The sequence below is a fragment of the Bradyrhizobium sp. Tv2a-2 genome (assembly GCF_000472425.1).
Taxonomy (GTDB): domain Bacteria; phylum Pseudomonadota; class Alphaproteobacteria; order Rhizobiales; family Xanthobacteraceae; genus Bradyrhizobium.
Genome location: NZ_AXAI01000030.1, coordinates 52,210 through 73,607, shown reverse-complemented (window position 1 = coordinate 73,607; position 21,398 = coordinate 52,210). Strand labels below are relative to the sequence as shown.

The following is a 21,398-nucleotide window of genomic DNA, read 5'->3' as shown; positions in this document are numbered from 1 at the left end:
AAAGACGGGACATGGTGACACTCCTTGACAGGGTTGAGCAGTGATTGCATGGCGACTGTACGGGCGCGCTCCGAGACATTTAATTTTCGTCAGTCTCAAAGGCATGCTCAATCGTCTCAAACTGTCCTGGGCTGCATTCAGCTGATGGAGTCGAACAGGGCCCCTGCCGGGCTCACCGATTGCACCGCACATGATCTTTCCGTTTCCGTCCAACACCCGACGCCCGCGGCGCCGTTTGCGCGTTACAGGCGCGGAGGAAAGAAGAGCAGGGCAGCAGGTTCTCGCTCTTGATGTGGTCAGAGTGGAGATCGTCGACGGAGGCGGAGACGAACCGGAGGCAAAGCGCGATAATCGGCGCAATGCTGGAATCAAGAACCTCGTTCTGCGCCCGACCAATTCAAGACTACGTGTTGAGTGGTGAGCGACAACGAGACTTTCAATGTGTGAACGGCTCCCGTATATGGTTGCTCATATCAGGAAAAAATCGTGCGAGGGCTTATATGGATAGGCTCAGTCAGAGCCATACCAGATCTGACTCCTCTGTCACTGCGCGAGCACGCTGGCCTGGAACGGATCGGTATCATGTGTCAAGGATATTGCGGTGGAGCCTGCTTTCAATACTCAGATGTCGTATCGGTTTCGTAAAATGATCAGTTGCACAATCAGATTGCAGTGCGCAGTGAAATAGAAAGCGAGCACGAGCGGCTCGGGTAGGCCACGCTTGTCGAAGTTGCCATCGACGTTAGCGGTGGCGATGAAGTTGCCGTAGTGCGTAATCAATTTTGTTACGTTCATCGTTAGTCTCTCACCGATAATATCACGTTCAGCCCATTCCTTGATTGCCGGCTTTCCCCAGTAATCCCGTAACTGGTCATTGACTAGAGCGTTCTCCGCGAATGTATCCATTAATCGCTGAATGTCAGAACTGTTGGTCGCTTCAACGAACGCAGCCACAGGCGGCGGAAGGACGACCGCAGTGTTCTGCTGAAGAGGGGAGTTGATCATTGGTTCTGTGCCTGGTGGGTTTGGCCGTCATGTATGAAGACAACCTAAGATATAGCACCGGTCAGCGTCGTGGCGGGTTGATTTATGTAAAGAAGCGTAAAGGGGACGGCGCAGTTATCTCGAGTATCGGCGTTCGCGTTCGTTCCCCCCGGGCCTAGTTCGCTGATGTGTCCAACTCTGCTTGTCGTCCTGAAGAGAAATGAACGCTGCTCACGACTAGCGTTGGGCGGTTCGGCGCGTTCTGGTCCTCTCATCGCTCTCGTGGGAACGCTGTCAGATGCAGGGGCGCGAACGCCATCATAGCGGTGAGCGCGGCCGCATGTGGCGGAAGGACGTCGGCCGCCGTCGATTAAGTGTCCAGGCGCGCTTCAACAGCGCCTCGTTGGCCTCCTTGAGCACGGTAACGCTCCGAGGCGATCGACTTTGTTCGACCCGAGATCTGCGCGGGCGATGAGGTGGAGGAGCATTATTTCGAGCCTTGCCGGCATTCAGTATCTCTGCGTCGTGAATAGGATGATCTCACAAAGTAATAGCTCATCTGGAGCTCTAGCTTGAAGGAGGGTCGCCATGTGCTCAAGCTCGGTCCTGAAGCGTTTGGCCAAAATTACCGGTTTCGTCGCGCTAGGCGCTGTCCTATTAGGCTCATTTTCGCCTGCAATCGCGTCGGATGAGAATAGCCCGGCCGTTCTGACATCACACTTGCCGTGGCTTGCGCCGACGGGGCACCGCCAACCAAGAGCTGTGGACCTTCCTCAAGAGGGCGTCTCTTCGGAATATGACCGCCGGCAAGAGCCGTCGGACGTAGAGCTGGATCGCAAGCTCATCATCTGTCGCGGCTGTTGACGAGGGCGCCGTCCACTGCGGCTCCCGGCGCTGGAAAGTACGAGCGGACCGCAGCGGACTTCAGTCACCAAATCGCGGCATTCAGGCGAGGCGCGCGGTGGGCGCTTTTCACCTTTTTACTTCAAACAACAAGTCAGGGCGTCGGAAACAGGGCATATTTTCTCGCGGGGCGGCTACCAGTTCAAGGGTGAACGAGCGTGATCGGCGCTAGGTCAAGACATCATCAGCTAGACAGGCAAACCCAATATGGACGCTGCTGCGACTGACGTTTCCTCCTCCACAAGGCTTTATGATCTCTTTCTGTTGCTTGCAAAGTTGCTGGATACAGCGCAGAAGCTCTCTCCAGGCCCGGAGCGTACGACCGCCCTGACACAGATTAGACGCTTCCAACAGCGCCTCGCGCTTCTCGTGCTTTCAACCGGAAATCGCAAGCTTGGTGTTGGGGCGGGATTCGGTGGAAAACACGAGGGCCAGAAATGAGACGATATGGGAGACGATTTCGGTCCCAAACATCGCCTGGTCTCCAGGCGGGAGTTCCTTTATGGGGCGCCGCGTTGAGACTAGGGCTATTGATGAAGACCGTCCCCCTCGCATCGCAACCCGCGACAGGTGCCGCAGGGCAATAAGGCTCTTTCTGAATCGCTAACCGGAGTTCCGTCACGCCGGGGGCAAGCGCAAATGAAAATGGATTCGCGCGCTTTGGTGCCTGCCGGTGCGACAGGGTCTGCAAAGGAGGAGACGCTAGGGGCGCTGCCAAATATCGGGAAGTGAGCTGGCGCAATGCTGACTCGCTAGCTGGCGAACCTCCTTGAAGTGAGTTTGAAATGGCTAAAGAACCCATCAAGAGACGGTTGGCGGCCATCTTGGCCGCCGACATCGTTGGTTATTCTGCGCTCATGGAGCGAGCGGAGGAAGCGACCTATGCCGAGATTGGGCGGATAAAGCACGAGGTGATAGAGCCCTGCCTGGCCCAATACCAAGGCCGGCTCGTCAAAACCACGGGCGACGGCGTGCTTGCGGAATTTGCCAGCCCTGTCGCGGCGGTGCGATGTGCGGTCGAAATTCAGGATCATCTCTCCTCGATTCGGGATGCGTTTGAATTGCGTATCGGACTCAACCTGGGCGATGTGATCGTTCAGGAGGACGGCGATGTTTACGGCGAGAGCATTAACATAGCGACCCGGCTTGAAAGCATTGCCGATCCCGGTGGGATCTTGATTTCGAGCAAGGTGCATAGTGAAGTCGAAGGAAAGCTGGACGTCGGTTTTGAGGATCGGGGGGAGCGCCAGCTGAAGAACATGTCCAAGCTGGTCCGCGTTTATGCGGTCGAGGTCACCCGGAGGGGCCTTCTCTCTGAAGCCCCCACCAACGACGCGTCAATTTCGGACAGACCTTCCATTGCCGTGCTGCCGTTCTCGAATATGAGCGACGACCCCGACCAAGAATATTTCGCAGACGGCATAGTCGAAGATATCCTCACTGCATTATCGCGGTTCAAGTTCTTATTTGTTATCGCGCGCAACTCGTCATTTACCTACAAAGGCAAGCCGGTCGATATCAAGCGAGTCGGCCGTGAATTGGGCGTTCGCTACGTACTCGAGGGCAGTGTACGGAAAGTTGCAAACCGTATCCGCATCACCGGCCAGCTCATCGACGCGCGTACAGGAGCCCATCTGTGGGCCGATAGATTCGATGCGCACTTTCAGGACATATTTGATCTACAGGACGAGGTCACCTCTCGCGTAGTAGCGGCAATCGCGGCCGCTATCGAGCAGGCCGAAATCCAACGCTCAAGGCGCAAGCCGATAAATCGTCTGGACAGCTACGACCTCGTACTACGGGGATCGGCAGCCGCTTATCGTCGATCAACAATGTCAGACGCTCTCGAGCTATTTCACAGGGCAATCGATCTTGACAAGGAGTTTGCGGAAGCCCACGCCATGGTTGCGTACGTCTCACTTGTCGAGCGGACCGTCAGTGGGGCTCCATTAACCGAGCAGCAGCGCGAACAAACCGTACGGTACGCCGAACGAGCTGCCCGGCTCGGGCATGATGATGCTTCGGTATTGGCGCGTGCGGCCCACGTTCTCGCCTATATCGGGCGCAGATATGACCACGCTGAGCTGCTAGCCGAGCGGGCCGTCATCCTAAATGCCAATTGTGCACCCGCCTGGCACAGTAGGGGTTGGGTTTCGGTGCTAAGCGACTCACCTGAGCGAGCCATCGAGAGCTTTCAGCAGATGATGCGCTTGAACCCTCTCGATCCGTTGACTGTCGGCGCCAGATATGGAAGCGCCTTCGCCCATTTTCTTACCTTTAAGTACGAGGAAGGATTTGCCGCTGCGGGTCAAGCCGTCCAAATGGGGGCCAATGTCCTTTCACTGTTGGCTCTTATTGTAAACGCAACAGCGCAAGGGCGATCGCTTGAAGCAAAAGGCGCTGCTTTTCAGTTGCTCAAGATCGATCCACGCTTTCGGATTGCATTTATGGATGACGTATTTCCGGCCCGATCCGCTGATGCCAGATCCCGCATCAAACAGGCGCTGCATGCGATAGGTTTGCCGGAATGATTTGAAAATAGAATCCAGAATGAACGTTGCCGAGCGTTCAAGCTAGTCTGTGACGGGACGCAAAGCGATTTCGCGCCGCCGCGGTTGCAAAGGGGTTTGCGACTTGAAATCCTCTCCGGATCTTCAACGCTTCATCTGCGGTGATCGAGCGGAGGTGTCCGCGAGCACGGGGGGTGACCCACGGCTTCTGTTGGAAGATCCCGAAATGTAATCCCGTGAAAGTGTTGCATCGCGGTAACGATGTTGCTCTGCGGCTGGGGAAGGCGCATGTGCCTCTAATCCGGCCATTTTGATTGATTGGTTTTTGGACTGCCGCACCTTGGTATCGCGTTCGCGGGAACTACATGGTTTTAGCGGGCCATTCACATCCCGCGTGGACGGTCCCAGTCGCGATTCTCTCAGCCCCTTGCCACGCGCTGGGACCGTTCTCTTGACCTTATCCTGCAATTGATCCTGGTAGCACGATTTTCATCAACCGGCCCCGTCGCAGTCATGGTTGCGAACAACTCTGAATTTGCTCGAGCTTTCGGTGTCGGCGCTCACTGACAGCATCAGCCGTTCTGCGAAGCCCGCGGCCGCTCGACGACCAAGCACAAGCCCGAGGTGGCGGACGATAGAGTAGTGGTAGACGATAGAGTCCATCTTGTCATTCATTGCGCCGACGGAACCGGTGTTCCTCCGGCGAAGCACTCGGTGAAGATCGAGTGCCCGCACAGGATGGCCTCGCAGTGGAAGCGGCGGGCGATGACCAGGAGTTCTACGATCTGTCCCGAGAGCGGGTGATCGGTCGCGCGTCGTCGATGCCGGCTACGAACATGCCGGGAATTCGTCCTGCACGCTGGACACAGACCCAAGCTTCCAGCTGGCAACAATAGAAACAGATCGCAATCCGTGCGCGCGACGCGATCAATCGTGAGGCCCGTTCCAGTTGACGTCCAGTCCCACCGCGGCATTCTCCTCCGGACTTGCCAGCCAATACCCATTTGCTTGGACAAGCTTGAGGAAGCGCTGAGTGTGCTCTTCGGGCGAGCCGGCAACCGGACTCGAAGCCTCTTGAAGAAAGCGAGCCAATTTTGTTGTCGTCACGCAGATCATCGAAGCGTCCGCCTGCGACGAGTTTATCCAAGCGTGCTTGACCCCGTCGCGCACATCAAAGATGTCCCCCGGTCCAAGCTCCTCCCAGCGATCGACCCTCAGACCATCTACCTTCCCGGACAGCACGTAAAATGTCTCCCGGTCGGCGTGACTATGCATCGGCACCACCGCCCCCGCGGGCAGCGTGCATCGGATGACGCAGTAATCTCCGTCATTATTGGAAACTTCCGTGAGATACTCGTTCATCGGTGGCGAGTCTTTCTGAGGGGAAAACACTTCCTTGGCTTCGGTCGCGCTCGTCGAGCGACGTTTGTGCAGATCGAGACTATCAGGCATCGTCAGAGACCTCCGGTATGACGCTGCAGGCAAGTAGCGCGCAGATCGCTGGCTTGTCCGCAATCATTGCTCTGAGAGTAACGATCGCGTGTTGCAGGCGCGTGTCGGACCTAACGGATGCGGTTACAATTGAAGCAAGTCACAATTCAGATGCATGCACTGGTTCGGCGTAAGCAGAATGTGACATTGTGAGCCAGGCCCTCGATTGAGGCAAAGATCGCTCTGGATCATTCGCGACCGGGCGAGCCAGTCGCAAGTTCCGGTCATGTCCGCTATCGGCCGGTTCCGTTGAAAAAGGCGGCCGTCGCGACATAGAGATATCAGTGATTCAACCTGTCCAACGGGCATGCCTGAAGATCATGAGTCGACATCGGCAAGTCGTACGGGCGTGCTATCAAGTGGCGACGATCTTATTTACGCAACCGAGAAGGTGCCTGCTGGTGTCGTGCTTGGCGCCACATTGGCTGGGATCAGGGCATCGATGCGCGAGTGCTCAAGCATCATCTGCTCACCGCCGCGTTGCGCGAGTGTGTCGTCCTCCTGGAAAGCCATTTCAATTGGAACGGTTCGGCTTAGTCTAGATTATCGCGTCTCGGCCATGCCGCCGAACACGTCAGACAACACGAACGAGAGATGGCCCGACCACCATTCGTAGCCCAAGCCCGCCGCGACCACCTTGCGATCAATTTTCACCGCCGGCGTTGCGCGCTTTCGTGAAGGCGCTCGTGCGAGTGCTGGCGTCGTCCTCTCGAGCCACGACGTCGGCATCGTGGAGCAGCAACTTCTTGGCGCGTCACCGAACTTCGTGAGCGCGACCGGCGATGCATAATTGACGTTCTCGCTTGTATCAAGGACGGAGCACGGTTCAGGAACCACGACGGGTGTAAGAGCGCCCAGTGCGACGTCGAAGCCAGAGCCTGTCGCGAGATCGAGGAAACGCTGAACGATCTATGCGAGGCCGTCCAAACGAACTGTGGATGCTGGCTGGTTCAATCTACATTTACTCTACGGGCAGCATAAACATGTAGCCGGCGCCGCGAACAGTGCGGATGATGCCCTGCATCTCACCCTTGGGCGTCAATTTACGGCGCAGGCGCAGGATCTGAACATCGATCGAGCGGTCACACGAACCCTCGTAGAGCCGGGTTGCCTGAAGGAGATGCTCGCGACTCAATGTTAGCATCGGGGCGTCGAGAAAGGCAGCCAAAAGCGCATACTCGCCCTTCGTCAGTGGCACGCACGATCCATCAGGCGCAGTCAACTGCCGGAGCCGTCGATCGATCTGCCAGTCGCCGAACCGGCAACACCGGGGTCTCGACGGGCTCCGCCGGGCAGGAGGGTCGCTATGCCGGCGATTGCGTCGCCTCAGAATGGCGTGAATGCGAGCCAGAAATTCCCGTAACCCGAACGGCTTGGCGATACAGTCATCAGCAGCCAGCTCCAAGGCCGCCGCGCGCAGGCTCTCGCTGACATCCGAAGGCGTCGTCACGATGAGAGGCAAATTGAATCGAGACCGGATCTCGAACAGCAATGAAAGGCCAGCGTTCCGACAGACGGATAGATCGAGGGTCACGAGATCATAGTCGCCATTGGCAAGTTGTTGCTTGACAGCAGACTCGTCGCTGGACTTCGCGCCGATCCCCTGCGTCTTGAGATACTCGATCATTGTCTGACGATCGACCGGATTGTTATCGACGATAAGGATGTGAAGCGGGTGATCATTGCGGTCGCTGGCTGGCCCGTTCTCAGTGCGTGCATGATTGAGGACGGAAGGGACGGCACCTCGTGACCTTCGAGGCTTCCAGCTCTGCAGGCGGATGATGTTATCTCCGGTTTTAGCGCGAGCGGGCATCGATGCCAGAGAGCGCGTGTACACTGGTTTCATACTTTCAATCGACAACAACTTCTCGCGACTTGACGAAGCATGATCTGCTGATCATCGGCCTTTCGCCAAAATCAAGGTCAGCTCAATGCAAGCCAAGCCCGTGCCAAGCACGAATAGCTGTGTTCATGGCAACGGCGCCAAGGAACGTGATCCGGTTGACCATTCCAGGCGGAATATGGCCGCGCTGCCGTCAAGGGGCTTGATCTGAGTGATAAGAATGGCAGATATCTCCAACGCCAAACTTTGACATCTCGTTTCTTCCTGTGTCTCCAGCATTAGGCAGGAACTAATGCTGTGATCGGTATCTGGACCAATGCCGGGCCCTGGGCTGCGTCGCCGTAGGTCGACTCCTCGCTATCCAATCGTCCGTGCTCGGGCAACGATCTTGATTCTGCGAGGTCAGCCGTCCAATCGCGAGCATGGACTACAAATAGATAGTAAAGCTGATGGGTGCTCGCGGCCCATAGACGCGACTTTCTCTATATTCTCATAATATCGTATTCGGACAGAACCTGACGTCGGCTCCGGCACGGCCCGGTGATCGAGGGTGGGGTGCCGACCGAAGCCACCGTCGCCCGGTTCTGGCGGCAAAATTGCCGATCATCTGACGCAGTACCGGCAGGCTCAGATTTATGCCCGCCGAGGCATTGATCTCCGCCGGTTGACGCTCGCAGCCAGAGTTGGGCACGCGGCCTTCCATCTTCGCCCGTTGGATGGGCGCCTTCTCGCAAGGCTTCGAGCGACGTCCGGGTTGTTAGCCGACGAGACGACCGCGCCGGTGCTCGCTGGCGCCATTGAGGTCGGCGCCCATGCTTCGCGCCAGGAAAATGTGGCGTGAACTACGCTTACAAAGCGATTTAGCCGAGATCGACTTTAATTGGTCGTCCTCCTCGACTCATCAATTCGGCCGTTCTCTTCCCTCAATAGATGCGCGTCACCCCAATTATGTATGACTCTGATAACCGGCTCGAGCGAACGGCCAAGCACCGTAAGCGAATACTCGACACGCGGCGGAGCCTCCGGATAGACGGTGCGAATCACGAGGCCGGCTGCCTCCAAGTCCCGCAGCTGACGTGTCAACATACGTTGAGTAACTTTAGAAAGTCGTCGCTTCAGTTCACTGAAACGAACCGCGCCTGTAAGAAGCTGATAAATGATCGCAGCTTTCCATTTTCCGCAGATGAGATCGAGAGTCATATCTAATACGTGCTCAATCCTCCGATCGGAAGCCTTCAATTTGTTATCACTCATCGTTCGCCCCATGGCGCATCAGGTTCTTTGCTCAATTGTGCTCAGCCGCTGAGCTCAGCACGCAGCGCCACGAGAGAGTTGGTCTTGAGCTGTGATAGCATGTAGCGAAGCCCGCAGAAAACTAGCGGCTCCTCGAAAGGAAATCGAGCTGCTGGACATCGGCTTCGCTGATCATGTTTACATCCTTAACCGCCGCCACTCGAGGTTATCCAAACCATGAGAAGCTCGGCTGCTCCAAGGATGGATCTTCCATAGCGATTGGCCCGCGAATAGACAAACCAATCAACTTTGTTGTTCACGCGAGATGATTCAGAAGTCTGCTTTGAATAAAGCGGAGCCTGAACGACCTTTGACACAGCTCGCCCGATCACTCCTGCGTGCGTGTCTCTTGCATCCCCCGCCGGTGGGCCGGGCTTCGGAAGATCCCAAGCCGAACGGCCTCGAACTCCACTCTCGAGACGCATGATGAATCACTTCCCCAGCCGGCCAAAAAGGGCGGAAGTTCCGCTCGTGCACTCGCTGCTGGGGTAGACACGGACACGTCCCTCGTTTGCGACTGCTCGGGATGAGCAGCCGGAACTTGGTATCAACTTTATCCAGAGGGCCAGATCCGTGAATGCCGGTAGGGATCGAATATCTGCTCGTTCGTCTCACAGCGACTATTGATGCGCGCATTTCTCGTCTTCGACAGCAACCAGTGATCAATGGCACGTTACTCGGCCATGCTACAGACTTGGCAACGGTCCCGCTCTTTTTGGATTATCGCAATTGAGGTGATCTTGTTAGGATTGATGCTTAACGGACCAAGTAAAACGGACCAGGTAAATAAGACGCTCGAAGTCCACTTGCCGTTTAGCGTGGACTGGACAATCGGGCAGGCGATTCGTGGTGTCTCCAATCAGCTCTGGTTTAATAAATGTAACTACAGGACATTGCTGTCCCTTATATCGGCCAAGCTGACGATTACGTAGGCGCAGACGTGACCGGGAAGCAGAACTATGTGCTCGAAGACGCAGGGCCCGCGATTGCATCGGGATAAGGATTCCAGCAATCGACGAAGGCGAAAGGACTTGCTCTGCGTAGGATCACAAGGAAGCGGTGCTGCCCTTGTCTTACTTTGGCAATCAGGTGACAACCGTAACATGCGGTTTATCGCGCCGTATCCCGCGATTGGCTTGCGCTTTGTTGGCAGCGTTTCACGGCCCAAAACGCCGATTGGTGAGTGAGAGCGGTGATGGCCAGCAGGTTGGACGGAATTCGTAAAAGCAAAGAGCTGCTACGGAGCGGCGGAGTGTCTGACGACGTATTGGGTTTTAAGCACGTCGAGGCGAAAGGGTTCAATTCAGACCAGCCGGTCACGTTGCGGGATATCAATCAGCTCGTTCAGATTCGTCCCGCCGAGTCAGTCAAGCGGCGGGGCAGTGGCTGTATGAACCTCTTTACCGAGTCCATTTATGCGCCTCCATCCATTACGGTCGAGTTTAGTTTTCAAGCATCCGTGCATCTCCTTGCAATGTATAATGAGGGAGGGCGACGGAACGGCGAAACGATGATCCGAGGATTGGAGCCATCGAGAATCCGTGGCTTCGTTAATAAGCTGACCTTTGTGCCGGCTGGCCACGCATATCGGGAATGGCACGAAACCGCTGCGGCGACCAGAGTGACCTTTCTGTATTTGAATCCAGTGATGCTCTCGGCCCCCTGTGAGGGCGAGAATGTCCATGCACCTCGAATGCACTTCGAGGACTCCGTCGTGTGGGAGACAGCGGACAAGCTGGCACGAACGCTTGAAGGCGGTAAAATAAAGACAGATCTGTATTTGGCTGCACTTTCAAGTGTGCTTGCCCACGAACTGGCCTTCTCGGCCGAAGCGCGGATGTACGACCGTTTATCGTTTCGCGGAGGTCTCGCCAGTTGGCAGAAACGAATCGTTGCTGAGTACATTGAAGAGCATTTAGGTGACAAGATCTCCCTGCACACGCTCGCCAGCCTCGCACGTCTGAGTCAGCCGCATTTCTGCCGGGCGTTCAAGCGTTCCTTCAGGATCCCACCACACCAGTATCATGTACAAAGACGAATTGAGCGGGCCAAGTCGCTCCTGGCAGATCGCGCGGCTTCAGTCACCGAAATCGGACTGGCTCTGGGGTATTCTCAAATCACTTCCTTCAGCGTTGCCTTTAGAAAGGCAACCGGCTGGACACCAAGTGAATATCGACGAGAGTTCGAGAAATGAGACCAGCGGTCCTTATCGATCGGACGCAGATCCTCCCTCAACACCAATCGGATCGACTTAATTCAATTCTTCGTGCGTCCACACGAGCCGTGTCGATGATCCGCGAACGACCAACTCTGACCAAGTGCTGGAACCCGAAATAGCAGCTCTGCCGCATCGCCCGGTCTCTTTCGCTATCAAGGCACCCGGGATCACGATCTGCTTACCGAGGACCGGACGAAATGCGCCGCTATGCGACATACGACGGACCGCGTGCTTGCTCCGTTTGGGTGGAGCTCATCCAAGTGCGTGACAATCTAACGACGTCCTCCCTGTCTTACCTACGCCGACGAGTGTCAGCGCAGATTGAGGGCAACACGGAATTTCATTCGTTGATCTCAATGACCCTCAAACTTGTTCTAAGCAACGCTAGGATGATTGAAGGTGAATGAAGTGCACCGAATTTCAAACGTAATCAAATTCCCGCTTCGGAAGGGGGGCCCACGACTTAGTCGTAGGAAATCGTTGCATATCTCAATGTGTGGGTTGGGAGGCCCCTCAAGGAGTCGGCTGATGTGCAAATACGAAGCGTGTAGGAAGTTTAAAGGCACGAGAGAAACGTCAAGCCTGGTGCGGAGGCTAACTCACGAAAAATGTGGATCGGGAAGGGACCGGATTCGCCAATGGTTCTGCGAAATAAATGACCAAACCCTTGTAGAATTTGGTCTCACAGAGGAGGAGATTGTCTTGCTGCGCGAGACACAACGATCGAGGTCCGGCTTGCAGTCTGTCACCGCCAAGACACATTCCTGATCATCCGGCTCGGGAAACTCTACAGATAGGTGGTCGCATCAGCACGTTTGGCCACAAAATATTCTACGTTTATCTGCCGCCCCAGCTGCGGATAGGACCTCCTCGGCGATTGTCACTCTGGATCGATTAGCCGCCGGCGATTGAGCGAACCGGAGCTTTCATCGCATCTACCGAGCGTGCAGCGCTGATAAGTCGCCTACTTCTGAACCTTCGGCACAGGCGGCACACCAGTCTAATCTGACGATAAGTTCGAACCGCAACGTAGTCTGGCGGCGTGGTCAGACTGTTTAGCGTGCTTGGGCCGCAAAGACTGGCACCGGCTTACAGTGCCTATCCGGGAGCACGCCGAAGCGGCATCGGAGACGGCGCGCTGTGAGCTCGATGGTCATTCACCGCTGTCGAATACAACGCTGCGCTCAAGGAGCGATCGATCTCCGTGGCGCGAATGGAAATCATCGCCCGATGGCAGCCGCTGCTCGCGCAGTCACTCAACTGTGACCACGCTATCTTTCGACTGCGACAAGATTCCGGAAACCTAGCATATTCTTGTAACGCTAAGGCGAGCCCATGATGCCGACCGAATGACGGGGGAGCAGGCACGTGAGCACTTATGACTATGTCATCGTCGGCAGCGGCATCAACGCACTGGTCGCCGCCGCAATCCTCGGAAAAAAGGGCGCGAGCGTCCTTGTACTCGAACGCAACGAGGCAATCGGCGGTTGCCTGCGCACGGAAGAAGTTACCGCACCAGGCTTCATCCACGACGTCATGGCGACAACCTTGACGCGGTTTCGAATCTCTCCGTCCTATGCCGCTCTCGGCAAGGATCTCGAGGCGAGAGGCCTCTCCTTTGCGGATTCATCCCTGCCCACCGGCGTTCTGCGTCCCGACGGATCGAGCGTCCTCTTTGCAATGGATCGGAAGCGCAACATCGCCACTTTCGATTCGCTCGCCGATGGCGATGGTGCGGCATTCGCGCGAGAGATGGATGCACTTGGTGGCGATGCGCCCTTCTTGTTCGCCTTGCTGGGCGGCACACTCTGGTCGCGCAGCACGGCGAAGCTGCTCGCCCTGGAAGCCTGGCGGCGCGGTCTACGCAACCTTGCCGCCTGGCTCGGCAAGGCGCTGGTGCCCGCGCGACATCATCTGGAAGCTACTTACCGTTCTGAGGCGGTTCATGCGCTGTGGGCTCCCTGGGTCCTACATTCCGGGCTCGGACCGGAAAGCGCTTATTCCGCAACGATGGCCAGGGTGATCGCGTTCGCCATCGAGATGGCGGGCTGCCCGATCGCGGTCGGAGGCGTCCGCTCGTTGTTGCGCGCGTTCGAACTGCTGATCATTGATCAGGGCGGAACCATCCGTACCTCGATCGAGGCAACCTCGGTATTGGTAGGTAGCACCGGCCGTGCGGCCGGGGTGCTGCTGTCAAACGGTGAAACGGCAAACGCGCGCAAAGGCGTCATCTGCTCTACGACTCCTGATCAGCTGTACAGGCGTCTTCTCGCCGTGTGCGGCCCACCGCCAGCCGAGATCGCCGATGGGCTAAAGAACTTTCGATATGGCAATGGCAATATGCAAATTCACTATGCCCTCTCTGGTCGCCCGCGCTGGAACGGCGATCCGGATCTAGCGAAAGTCGCCTTGCTGCACCTGACATCCGGGCTCGACGGGGTCTCGCGCGCCAGCAACGAGGCGGAGCGCGGTCTGCTGCCGGCCGAGCCGACCATCTGCGTCGGCCAGCCGACCGCGCTGGATGCAAGCCGCGCGCCGCCCGGCGCGGCCGTTCTCTGGCTACAATTGCTGGAAATCCCGCGCTTCATCAAAGGAGATGCGGCCGGCCTCATTGCAGCGCCTTCGGACAGGCGATGGACGGAGGATCTGCGCGAGACCTATGCCGATCGGATCGAACAGCGACTGGCGTCGCACATCCAGAACTTTGCCGAGATCAAGCTGGCGAGACGCGTCTATTCCCCACCCGATCTGGAGGAAATGAACATCAATTTAGAAAGGGGAGATCCTTATGGGGGCTACTGCGGGCTTGACCAATCTTTCTTCTGGCGTCCATTAAAATCCAGCACCGGCCATCAGACTTTCATACCGGGTCTCTACCACATAGGCGCATCGGTTCATCCAGGTCCCAGCCTTAGCGGCAGTTCCGGCTTCTTGGCCGCTTCCTCGCTGAAATGACTCTGTGTAATACACTTGGTCTAGCTCCATCATCGGGCTAGCGCATCGGGGAGGAAGCCCCAGCGAACAAGGGCATCCTGAATCGTGGCCTACACTGCGGCTCGGCGACATCGATTATCACCGACGCCGCCCGATTGCCCTCGAGCGCAAAAATATGTTGTTCGGTGGCTCCGACTTCGGCGCCGAGCATTGGCCGATAATCGCATTCTTCATCGAGACCTCTAAACTGAACGACTCGATCCGCTCGCCTGCCTGACCGAAATCCTCACCAGGATATTCAATGGGTACCCGAATAGCGTGAGCGACCAGCTCCGCTCTGGGCTTACCGCCACGGATATTGGAACGGGGGCGGCAAACAGCCATTGCGGAGCTGTGAGGCCTCGAAACGTCGTTAGTCGCGTTTGAGAACGATCCGCGGATACGATCGCGGCAGGGCTCGGATGCCTTCGGGCAACATTATCGATTTGACCAGACGCGTGCCGTTTCCTGGTGAACACGTGCGCAAGCGATCGCGAGAGTTCTGGTCGATCTCGGCCGATCGCATTCAGACGGGGTTGAGGTGCGCGTGCGCAGTCAACCGACTGTAGCAAACTTGCTCAGCCAACTGCCGAGGCCCCTCACGTTCGGCTTCCCATCAAGAAAGCTACGCGGCGAGCATGCACGGGCCCGAGCAACGAACCAAATGCGTTAGCTGACCTGACCTAGATGCTCCACGTCCCAACTCATTTTTCATATTGACGCCATCATCGGGTCGTGTTTCAAAAAGCGAGTTCCGAATGTCGAACTAAGAGTTTCGATTATAGAAACCGACGGAACAATCACTTTCCGCGTTGAAGTGACATAGGGGGAGACATGCGAGCGAACCGAAAGTTCTTGAAGATTTCACTGAAAGTGTCTGTAGCGCTGCTAATGGCGTCAGTCTCGTCGACAGCGCTGATGGCCGCGGACGATACGATGATGAAAGAGATCGCCGACCTGAAAGCGCAACTGCTGGCCCAAAAGGCTCAGCTCGACGAATTGCGAGCGGCGGTCAAAGACCAGAGGTCGGAAGCGCGGAAGAACAAGGAGGCGATCAAGGTCGTGGAGGAGCGCTCTGCCGCAACTGCTCCCGCGCCTGCCTCCAAGATGCCGGCACCGGCAGCCGTAGCGGGTGACAAAAGCTGGATGTGGGGTGGTGTGAAGATCACACCCGGTGGATACTTCGCGGCAGACAGCGTGTTCCGCACGCGGAATACCAACTCCGACATGGGGACGTCATTCACGGGCATTCCCACCTTGAACAATCCTCAGGCGCATATGAACGAGCAGCGCTTTTCGGCTCGCAGCTCGCGAATATCTGCGCTGCTGGAGGCGCCAATGGATCCGTCGAGGCGTCTCTCTGGCTTCTTCGAGATGGATTTCCAGGGAGCTGGTACGACCAGCAACTACACGCAGACGGACTCGTTTGCGCCCAGAATCAGACACGCCTATGCGACGCTTGATGACTTCGCCGGCGGATGGCACTTTCTTGCTGGTCAGGCTTTTTCGCTCGTGACCCTTAACAGTGGTGGCATCACGCCGCGCCAGGAAGCGATTCCAATTGTGATCGATTCCAACGACGTCCCAGGCTTCGCTTACGCGCGTCAACCCGGTTTTCGCATCACGAAAGACTTCGATAAGCATCTCTGGTTCGCAGTTTCGGCCGAGCAGCCCGCCACCACGTTTGCCGGCACCGGATGCAACAATGTGGTGGCCAACTCCTCGGCTTTACCTGGCGCGTCTGCCACGAATTTCGGCGCGGCGACGGGAGTCTCGGGCATTACTTGCTTGGCAACCGGAGCTTCGGGATACGGGCAGACCGGCCAAAATCAACAATTGTCGCTAAACCATGTGCCGGATCTCGTCGCCAAGGCCGCCTATGAAGGCAAGGTCGCTGGTAGAACCCTGCACCTGGAAGCGTTCGGCGCTTATCGAAATTTCTTTGACCGCGTAAATTACGGAGCCTTGACGCCGGCGGGATTTGCCGGCGGTTCGACAAACCAGAATGCCAATGGCTACGGCGTCGGCGGTGGTATCATTGCAGAACTGATCCCCAAAACGCTCGAGTTTCAGGGGAGTGCGCTCATTGGTCGGGGAATGGGGCGCTACGGCTCGACGTCGCTCCCTGATGCAACTTTGTCGACCAACGGGGCTATCGTTCCGCTCGCCAACCTGGACATCTTCGGAGGCTTCGTCCTCCACGCTACGCCTCAGATTGATATGTACGCCTATGGAGGCATCGAAAAGACGGCCGCAGCCTATGGTCTGGGCGGGCCCACCGCGACCAATCCGTCGGGATATATTGGCTACGGCGTGCCTACGCTCGTCAACACTGGCTGCAATGTCGAGGGCGGAACGTGTGCGGGTGTAACCGGTTCGATCTGGCAGGTCACGGGCGGCATTTGGGACAGGCTGTACCAAGGGTCCTATGGCTACATCCGGGCTGGCCTCCAGTACTCGTACACCAAGCGTGAGTTATTGCCGGGCGCTGGAGGCGTCCGCGCTTCCACTGACGACAACATCGTCATGACCACTCTTCGCTACTACCCGTTTTATTAGGGCGTGTACTCATGAAGAGGCGGATGCCTGAGCAGAGATGGACGTTGGAGCGGCTCTTCGGGCCGACACCACCGAATCGTTTCCACAGCCCCACTAAGGAGCGCGCTATGTCCTACGAGTCGAAGCCGAGTTGTTATCGCGCGAAAGGTGAAGCGCCTATGCAGACGTCAGCGGAATTTGTGCACACCTATGGTGCAATCGTCGACGCGCTCACGGCGACGCTCATGAATGCAGAGGCGGGGTTAAACTGGCTGAGCGCAGAACCGCCAGACCTTGAAGACGCCCGGCGGGCCCTCAATGCCATCGCTAATGACAGTAAGCGAGCAGGCGAAATCGTCGTTCGACTTCGAGCGCCATGAAAAGACCCTTCACTGCGATGTCCACTTTGGCCCCGCCGCTAAGGGCAAAGCAGACATCAAACGCGCGGTGATCCGCGGCGTCCCTCTTTAAAGAGTACACGCCCTAGTCCACGTCTTGCGATCGGCAGCCAGATGAACAGCGCACTATCCGAGACAGTTGCCCTTCACCCAGGCCGTCGCGTGGGGTTGACTGCCGCACCCTACGGTTGCTACCAATGGTTTCGATATAAGAGAATGGAGTCTCCCGTGTCGAAATCAGACAATTCCTCCGGCGGGTCGCAAACGGTCGACCGCGCCCTGGTCGTGCTCAAGATCATCGCGTCAGGGAATCGGCCCGTCCTGCTCGAAGAAGTGGCGGCACGTGCTGGTCTACACAAGAGCATTGCCTATCGGCTGCTTCGCTCGCTCGAGAACGCCGGCTTTATCGGCCGTGACCAATCCGTGGGAGGGTATGTTGTCGCCGCAACCTTTCTGTCGCTAAGCGTGCTTTGCGTATCGAGGCTCGACATACGAGGTCGGGCTCGCCCCATGATGGAAAAAATAGCATCCGATCACGGCGAGACGGTATCGCTCCATGTGAGAGTTGGCGAGTCCCGGGTCTGTGTCGACGTGGTCGAGGGGACATACGCGGTTCGTCGGGTCATTCCGATTGGAGAAACGCTGCCGCTTTTCGCCGGTGAGACCGGACGCGCGTTGATGTCCGAACTGTCCGGCCCGGAATTGGATCCCTTGCTGCGAGCCGCGGTCCAAGCGGATCTGGATCCAGTCAAGCTGAAGGCCGACATCGTCCGGACCAGGCAGCAGGGTTATTTCATCGGGATCGGCGTCAGAACGCCGGACGTCGGTTCGATTTCTGTTCCCGTCTATGGATCGGTCGGCATTCTTGGGGCCGTCACGATCTCTGGCCCTGCGAGCCGCTGGGGACGCTCGGCGATGAGGGCTGCTTTGTCCTCGATCCTTTCGAGTGTCGAGAGTGTCACAACCGCACTCGGTGGAATTCCCGCATCAAAACGCGCGAGCGAAACCTGACGGGCATTCAAGCCCAAACAACGAGCAAGCCCAAACAACGAGGAAGAGAAATGATTACACGTATTCCGGCTACCATGTATCGCGGCGGCACTTCGAAAGGGCCGTTGTTCTTGGCGTCGGACCTCCCGAACGATCCCGGTGGCCTCCTCGATAGTATCATGCTCGCAGCGATGGGATCACCGCATCCCCGTCAGATCGATGGGATCGGCGGTGCGGAGTCGCTGACCAGCAAAATTGCTATTGTATCGAAGTCGGCGCGCCCGGACGCAGATGTTGACTACTTTTTTGTTCAGGTGAATCCAAATAGCTCGATCGTCGACTACGCTTCAAACTGCGGAAACATGTTGAGTGCGGTCGGTCCTTTTGCAATTGAAAAAGGCTTGGTCAAAGCGAATCATCCGACGACATCCGTTCGGATCTACAACACGAATACGGAATCGCTGATTGTCGTGGAGCTGCAGACGCCGCGGGGTGAGGTGACGTACGAGGGTGGTGCTGCGATCGACGGCGTGACGGGAACGGCGGCTCCCGTACGGTGCAACTTCGCGAAGACGATCGGTAGCAAGACCAAGAAGCTCCTTCCGACAGATAAAATTCGCGAAGTGATCGACGATGTTGAGGTCACCTTAATCGACGTTGCCGTCCCGTTGATGATCGTGCCCGCCAACGCTGTCGGCAAGCGCGGGAATGAAAGCAAGGCTGAGCTCGACGCCGATAAAAAATTGATTTCGCGCCTGGAATCCATGCGTAACGAAGCTGGGCGGCGAATGGGGTTGGGAGATACGTCCAAGCTGGTCATCCCCAAACCGATTCTTGTTTCTCAACCGACCAAGGGCGGTGTGATCGCATCGCGCGATTTCGTGCCCTACAATTGCCACGCAACGCATTCCGTGACTGGCGCCATGGCACTGTCCACCGCCTGTGTCCTCGCGGGCACGGTTGCTGCAGATTACGCGGTGCTGCCTTCCTCGCCCGTCAAGAATATCGTCATCGAGCACCCGAGCGGTGTAATCGAAGTGGAGACCGAGTCCACGGGGACTGAGCCGGCTAATTTCGAACTCAAGCAAGCCTCCCTGATCAGAACGTGTCGCAAGCTGTTCGAGGGATGGGTTTGCATTCCAAGCCGCGTCTGGGATGGCCGCGCCGGTCTCGAACAAGCGCGGCGTGCAACTGCATAACCAAAGAATCTGCGGGGCGACGGCCAGCGGCGGCTCTGGCTGTCGGTTGAAACGAGAGCGGTAGCTGGGATTACTAGTTCGCTAGCTTCTCTCGAATCGCCGTTCAAGGCCGCGATATGAAAATCCGGGGTCGGTTCCCCGAGTGAGAATAGAGGTAATCTTGTCAAGAGAAGTATCTTTTCGGTCGTTGTCGGCATCCGACACACTAAGCTTGCGCAAACGGGTTCTGCATCCAGAGCGATCGGTGCAGGAACTAGCGTATCCCGCCGACGACAGTGCCGAAGCTTTGCATGTCGGAGCGTTGATCGGGGACAACGTCATTGGGGTAGGGAGCGTATGGCCCTCTCCACTCCCGCAATCCATCTACCAGGACGCCTGGAGGATCGTGGGCATGGCAGTCGATCCAGAATACCATGGCAAGGGAGTCGGATCCGGGATCCTGAACGGGCTTCTGGCTCATGCGGCTTCGAGCAAGTCAAGCCTGGCATGGTGCAACTCCCGCGTTGCTGCCGTTCCGTTCTACGCAAACGGCGGATTCGCGACTACGGGATCAGACGACCTGATGGGGCGTGATCGCATCCGGATGACTTGCCGGATTGATAAGGTGAACAACTCCAAGCTGCTTCCAGTCGAGATCGACGGCATTCTTCGTTACGACACGTCCTCACGTCTCAGTCGAATCGTGGCCTTCAACAACATGGTCCACCTCGGCGGTCTCCTGCCGAATAGGTCGGACGTTTCCGTTGCCGATCAGACCAGAGAGATACTGGAGAAGATCGATGCCCTTCTCAAGAAGGCTGGCAGCAGCAAGTCGCGTCTCCTCTCGGCCATGGTTTGGTTGAAGGATATCGCGGCGGCGCCGGAGATGAATTCTGTTTGGGAAGCGTGGGTCCCTAGAGGTGCCGCACCGGCACGAGCATGCGTCCAGTCGGTCCCCGGTGCGAAGGAGTTCTCGGTCGAAATCGCGATAGTGGCTGCGCAAATCGGGTCCAGCTAAGGCGCTCTGACATGATGGTTGATCGGTCGGTCAGTTCGATGTGGCGTTATGATGTTCTCTCTTCGGTAGGAAGAGAAGGACGGATAACGATGGAAGAGGGATGGACTCCTCTTCTAGATGCGCCACGCACCGCGGCACGGATCGGATGCCGCCGGCTCCTCATCAAGGATGAAAGTCAGAATCCGACGGGGTCATTCAAGGACCGTAGCGCGTCCTACACCATCAGCCACCTTCGGCAAGAGGGGGCAGTAGGGGTCGTCCTTAACAGTACCGGCAATGCGAGTGCGGCTTTCGCAGCTTACGCGGCACGTGCCAGCTTGCCATGCGTGTGCGTGGTTCCGCGCGATGTGCTCTATGCCAACGTTCTGCAAATCCAGCTTGCAGGAGCTGAGCTGGTATTGCTCGACGATTGGACCGATGCGTCCAGGTTGTCGGACGAAATCGCTCAGGTCAGGGGCTTTCAGAATGTATCGGCTAGCCGCACCCCTCACAGGATCATCGGAAAGATGACGATAGGTTATGAAATCGTCGAACAGCTCGACGGACGATTTCCCGACTACGTGGTCTGCCCGACTGGGGGGGGAACCGCACTACTCGCACTAAAGCGGGCATTCGAGGGTATCAAGCTACGCGGAGAGGTGGATGGTGATGTACCGCGTCTTGTTATTAGCCAGTATGAGGGTTGCTCCCCGCTAGTGGAGGCATTTCGATCGGGGCTTAGCAACGTCAAGCCATGGCCCCGGATTGATACGCCGCGTGGTGGAATGCGCACACCAGCTCCCACGATGGCTCCGGCGGTACTGGACGCGATCTCACAAGGCGGCGCTTATGCCATCAACCCAATGCAGGCTAGGAAAGCTGTGCGTGAGATGAGTTCAACCGACGGCGTGTGCCTTGGACTTGAAGCAGGAACGGCTCTTGCCGCCGTCGAACTCGGACTGAAATGGGAAGAGATTGCAGCGGACGCTTGCATCGTAATCATAAACTCGGCCAGCGTTTTAAAATCGGAGTTGGCCGCACCAGACGTTTTCGACCGTACGTCTCTGCAGTGGGAGGAGTAA

The 21,398-nt window shown here is 57.2% G+C and carries 14 protein-coding genes and 1 pseudogene; 10 read left to right on the top strand and 5 right to left on the bottom strand.

Annotated elements, in window-relative coordinates; translation table 11 throughout:
* Positions 1 to 621: 621 nt before the first annotated feature.
* The gene (locus A3AI_RS44230) at positions 622 to 1,005 is read right to left on the bottom strand and encodes a Cif family virulence factor (protein ID WP_024520300.1); all 384 of its coding nucleotides are present in this window, start codon (positions 1,003 to 1,005) and stop codon (positions 622 to 624) included.
* Between the two features lie 1,667 nt (positions 1,006 to 2,672).
* Between A3AI_RS44230 and A3AI_RS0136750 the strand changes: the two genes are divergently transcribed.
* Complete coding sequence (locus tag A3AI_RS0136750) at positions 2,673 to 4,418, top strand: adenylate/guanylate cyclase domain-containing protein (RefSeq protein ID WP_024520298.1); 1,746 nt, start codon at positions 2,673 to 2,675, stop codon at positions 4,416 to 4,418.
* Positions 4,419 to 5,068: 650 nt separating this feature from the next.
* Here the strand turns inward: A3AI_RS0136750 and A3AI_RS50395 are convergent.
* The 3 genes from A3AI_RS50395 to A3AI_RS44225 all read right to left on the bottom strand — a co-directional run bounded on the left by A3AI_RS50395 (position 5,069) and on the right by A3AI_RS44225 (position 7,701).
* On the bottom strand, positions 5,069 to 5,371 hold the full coding sequence (locus tag A3AI_RS50395; RefSeq protein WP_502685785.1) for a transposase family protein: 303 nt from the start codon (positions 5,369 to 5,371) through the stop codon (positions 5,069 to 5,071).
* Positions 5,325 to 5,849, bottom strand: coding sequence for a cupin domain-containing protein (locus A3AI_RS0136740; protein ID WP_036050988.1), 525 nt, complete (start codon positions 5,847 to 5,849; stop codon positions 5,325 to 5,327). The genes A3AI_RS50395 and A3AI_RS0136740 overlap by 47 nt, the downstream gene beginning before the upstream one ends.
* 1,000 nt (positions 5,850 to 6,849) lie before the next feature.
* Positions 6,850 to 7,701, bottom strand: coding sequence for a winged helix-turn-helix domain-containing protein (locus A3AI_RS44225; RefSeq protein WP_084801163.1), 852 nt, complete (start codon positions 7,699 to 7,701; stop codon positions 6,850 to 6,852).
* 570 nt (positions 7,702 to 8,271) lie between these two features.
* On the opposite strand from A3AI_RS44225, the pseudogene A3AI_RS46750 reads away from it, so the two are divergent.
* Positions 8,272 to 8,518, top strand: a pseudogene (locus A3AI_RS46750) (IS66 family transposase); the annotation flags it as partial.
* Positions 8,519 to 8,607: 89 nt separating this feature from the next.
* Here the strand turns inward: A3AI_RS46750 and A3AI_RS0136720 are convergent.
* On the bottom strand, positions 8,608 to 8,985 hold the full coding sequence (locus tag A3AI_RS0136720) for a winged helix-turn-helix transcriptional regulator (protein WP_024520295.1): 378 nt from the start codon (positions 8,983 to 8,985) through the stop codon (positions 8,608 to 8,610).
* A gap of 1,291 nt (positions 8,986 to 10,276) precedes the next feature.
* Here A3AI_RS0136720 and A3AI_RS0136710 point away from each other — a divergent pair.
* The 8 genes from A3AI_RS0136710 to A3AI_RS44215 all read left to right on the top strand — a co-directional run bounded on the left by A3AI_RS0136710 (position 10,277) and on the right by A3AI_RS44215 (position 21,398).
* A complete protein-coding gene (locus tag A3AI_RS0136710; RefSeq protein WP_245287034.1) occupies positions 10,277 to 11,218 on the top strand; it encodes an AraC family transcriptional regulator in 942 nt (313 codons plus the stop codon).
* A gap of 1,392 nt (positions 11,219 to 12,610) precedes the next feature.
* On the top strand, positions 12,611 to 14,197 hold the full coding sequence (locus A3AI_RS0136705) for a phytoene desaturase family protein (protein ID WP_024520292.1): 1,587 nt from the start codon (positions 12,611 to 12,613) through the stop codon (positions 14,195 to 14,197).
* Positions 14,198 to 15,133: 936 nt separating this feature from the next.
* Complete coding sequence (locus A3AI_RS0136695; protein ID WP_156928113.1) at positions 15,134 to 16,774, top strand: hypothetical protein; 1,641 nt, start codon at positions 15,134 to 15,136, stop codon at positions 16,772 to 16,774.
* A gap of 107 nt (positions 16,775 to 16,881) precedes the next feature.
* The gene (locus A3AI_RS0136690) at positions 16,882 to 17,133 is read left to right on the top strand and encodes a hypothetical protein (protein WP_156928112.1); all 252 of its coding nucleotides are present in this window, start codon (positions 16,882 to 16,884) and stop codon (positions 17,131 to 17,133) included.
* 246 nt (positions 17,134 to 17,379) lie between these two features.
* Positions 17,380 to 18,162: an IclR family transcriptional regulator gene (locus tag A3AI_RS0136685; protein WP_036050979.1), complete on the top strand. Its 783-nt coding sequence runs from the start codon at positions 17,380 to 17,382 to the stop codon at positions 18,160 to 18,162.
* 50 nt (positions 18,163 to 18,212) lie between these two features.
* Positions 18,213 to 19,340: a 4-oxalomesaconate tautomerase gene (locus A3AI_RS0136680; protein ID WP_210163681.1), complete on the top strand. Its 1,128-nt coding sequence runs from the start codon at positions 18,213 to 18,215 to the stop codon at positions 19,338 to 19,340.
* 142 nt (positions 19,341 to 19,482) lie between these two features.
* Entirely contained in the window at positions 19,483 to 20,337 is an 855-nt protein-coding gene (locus A3AI_RS46745; RefSeq protein WP_084801160.1) for a GNAT family N-acetyltransferase, read from the top strand.
* 11 nt (positions 20,338 to 20,348) lie between these two features.
* Positions 20,349 to 21,398, top strand: coding sequence for a pyridoxal-phosphate dependent enzyme (locus A3AI_RS44215; protein WP_024520286.1), 1,050 nt, complete (start codon positions 20,349 to 20,351; stop codon positions 21,396 to 21,398).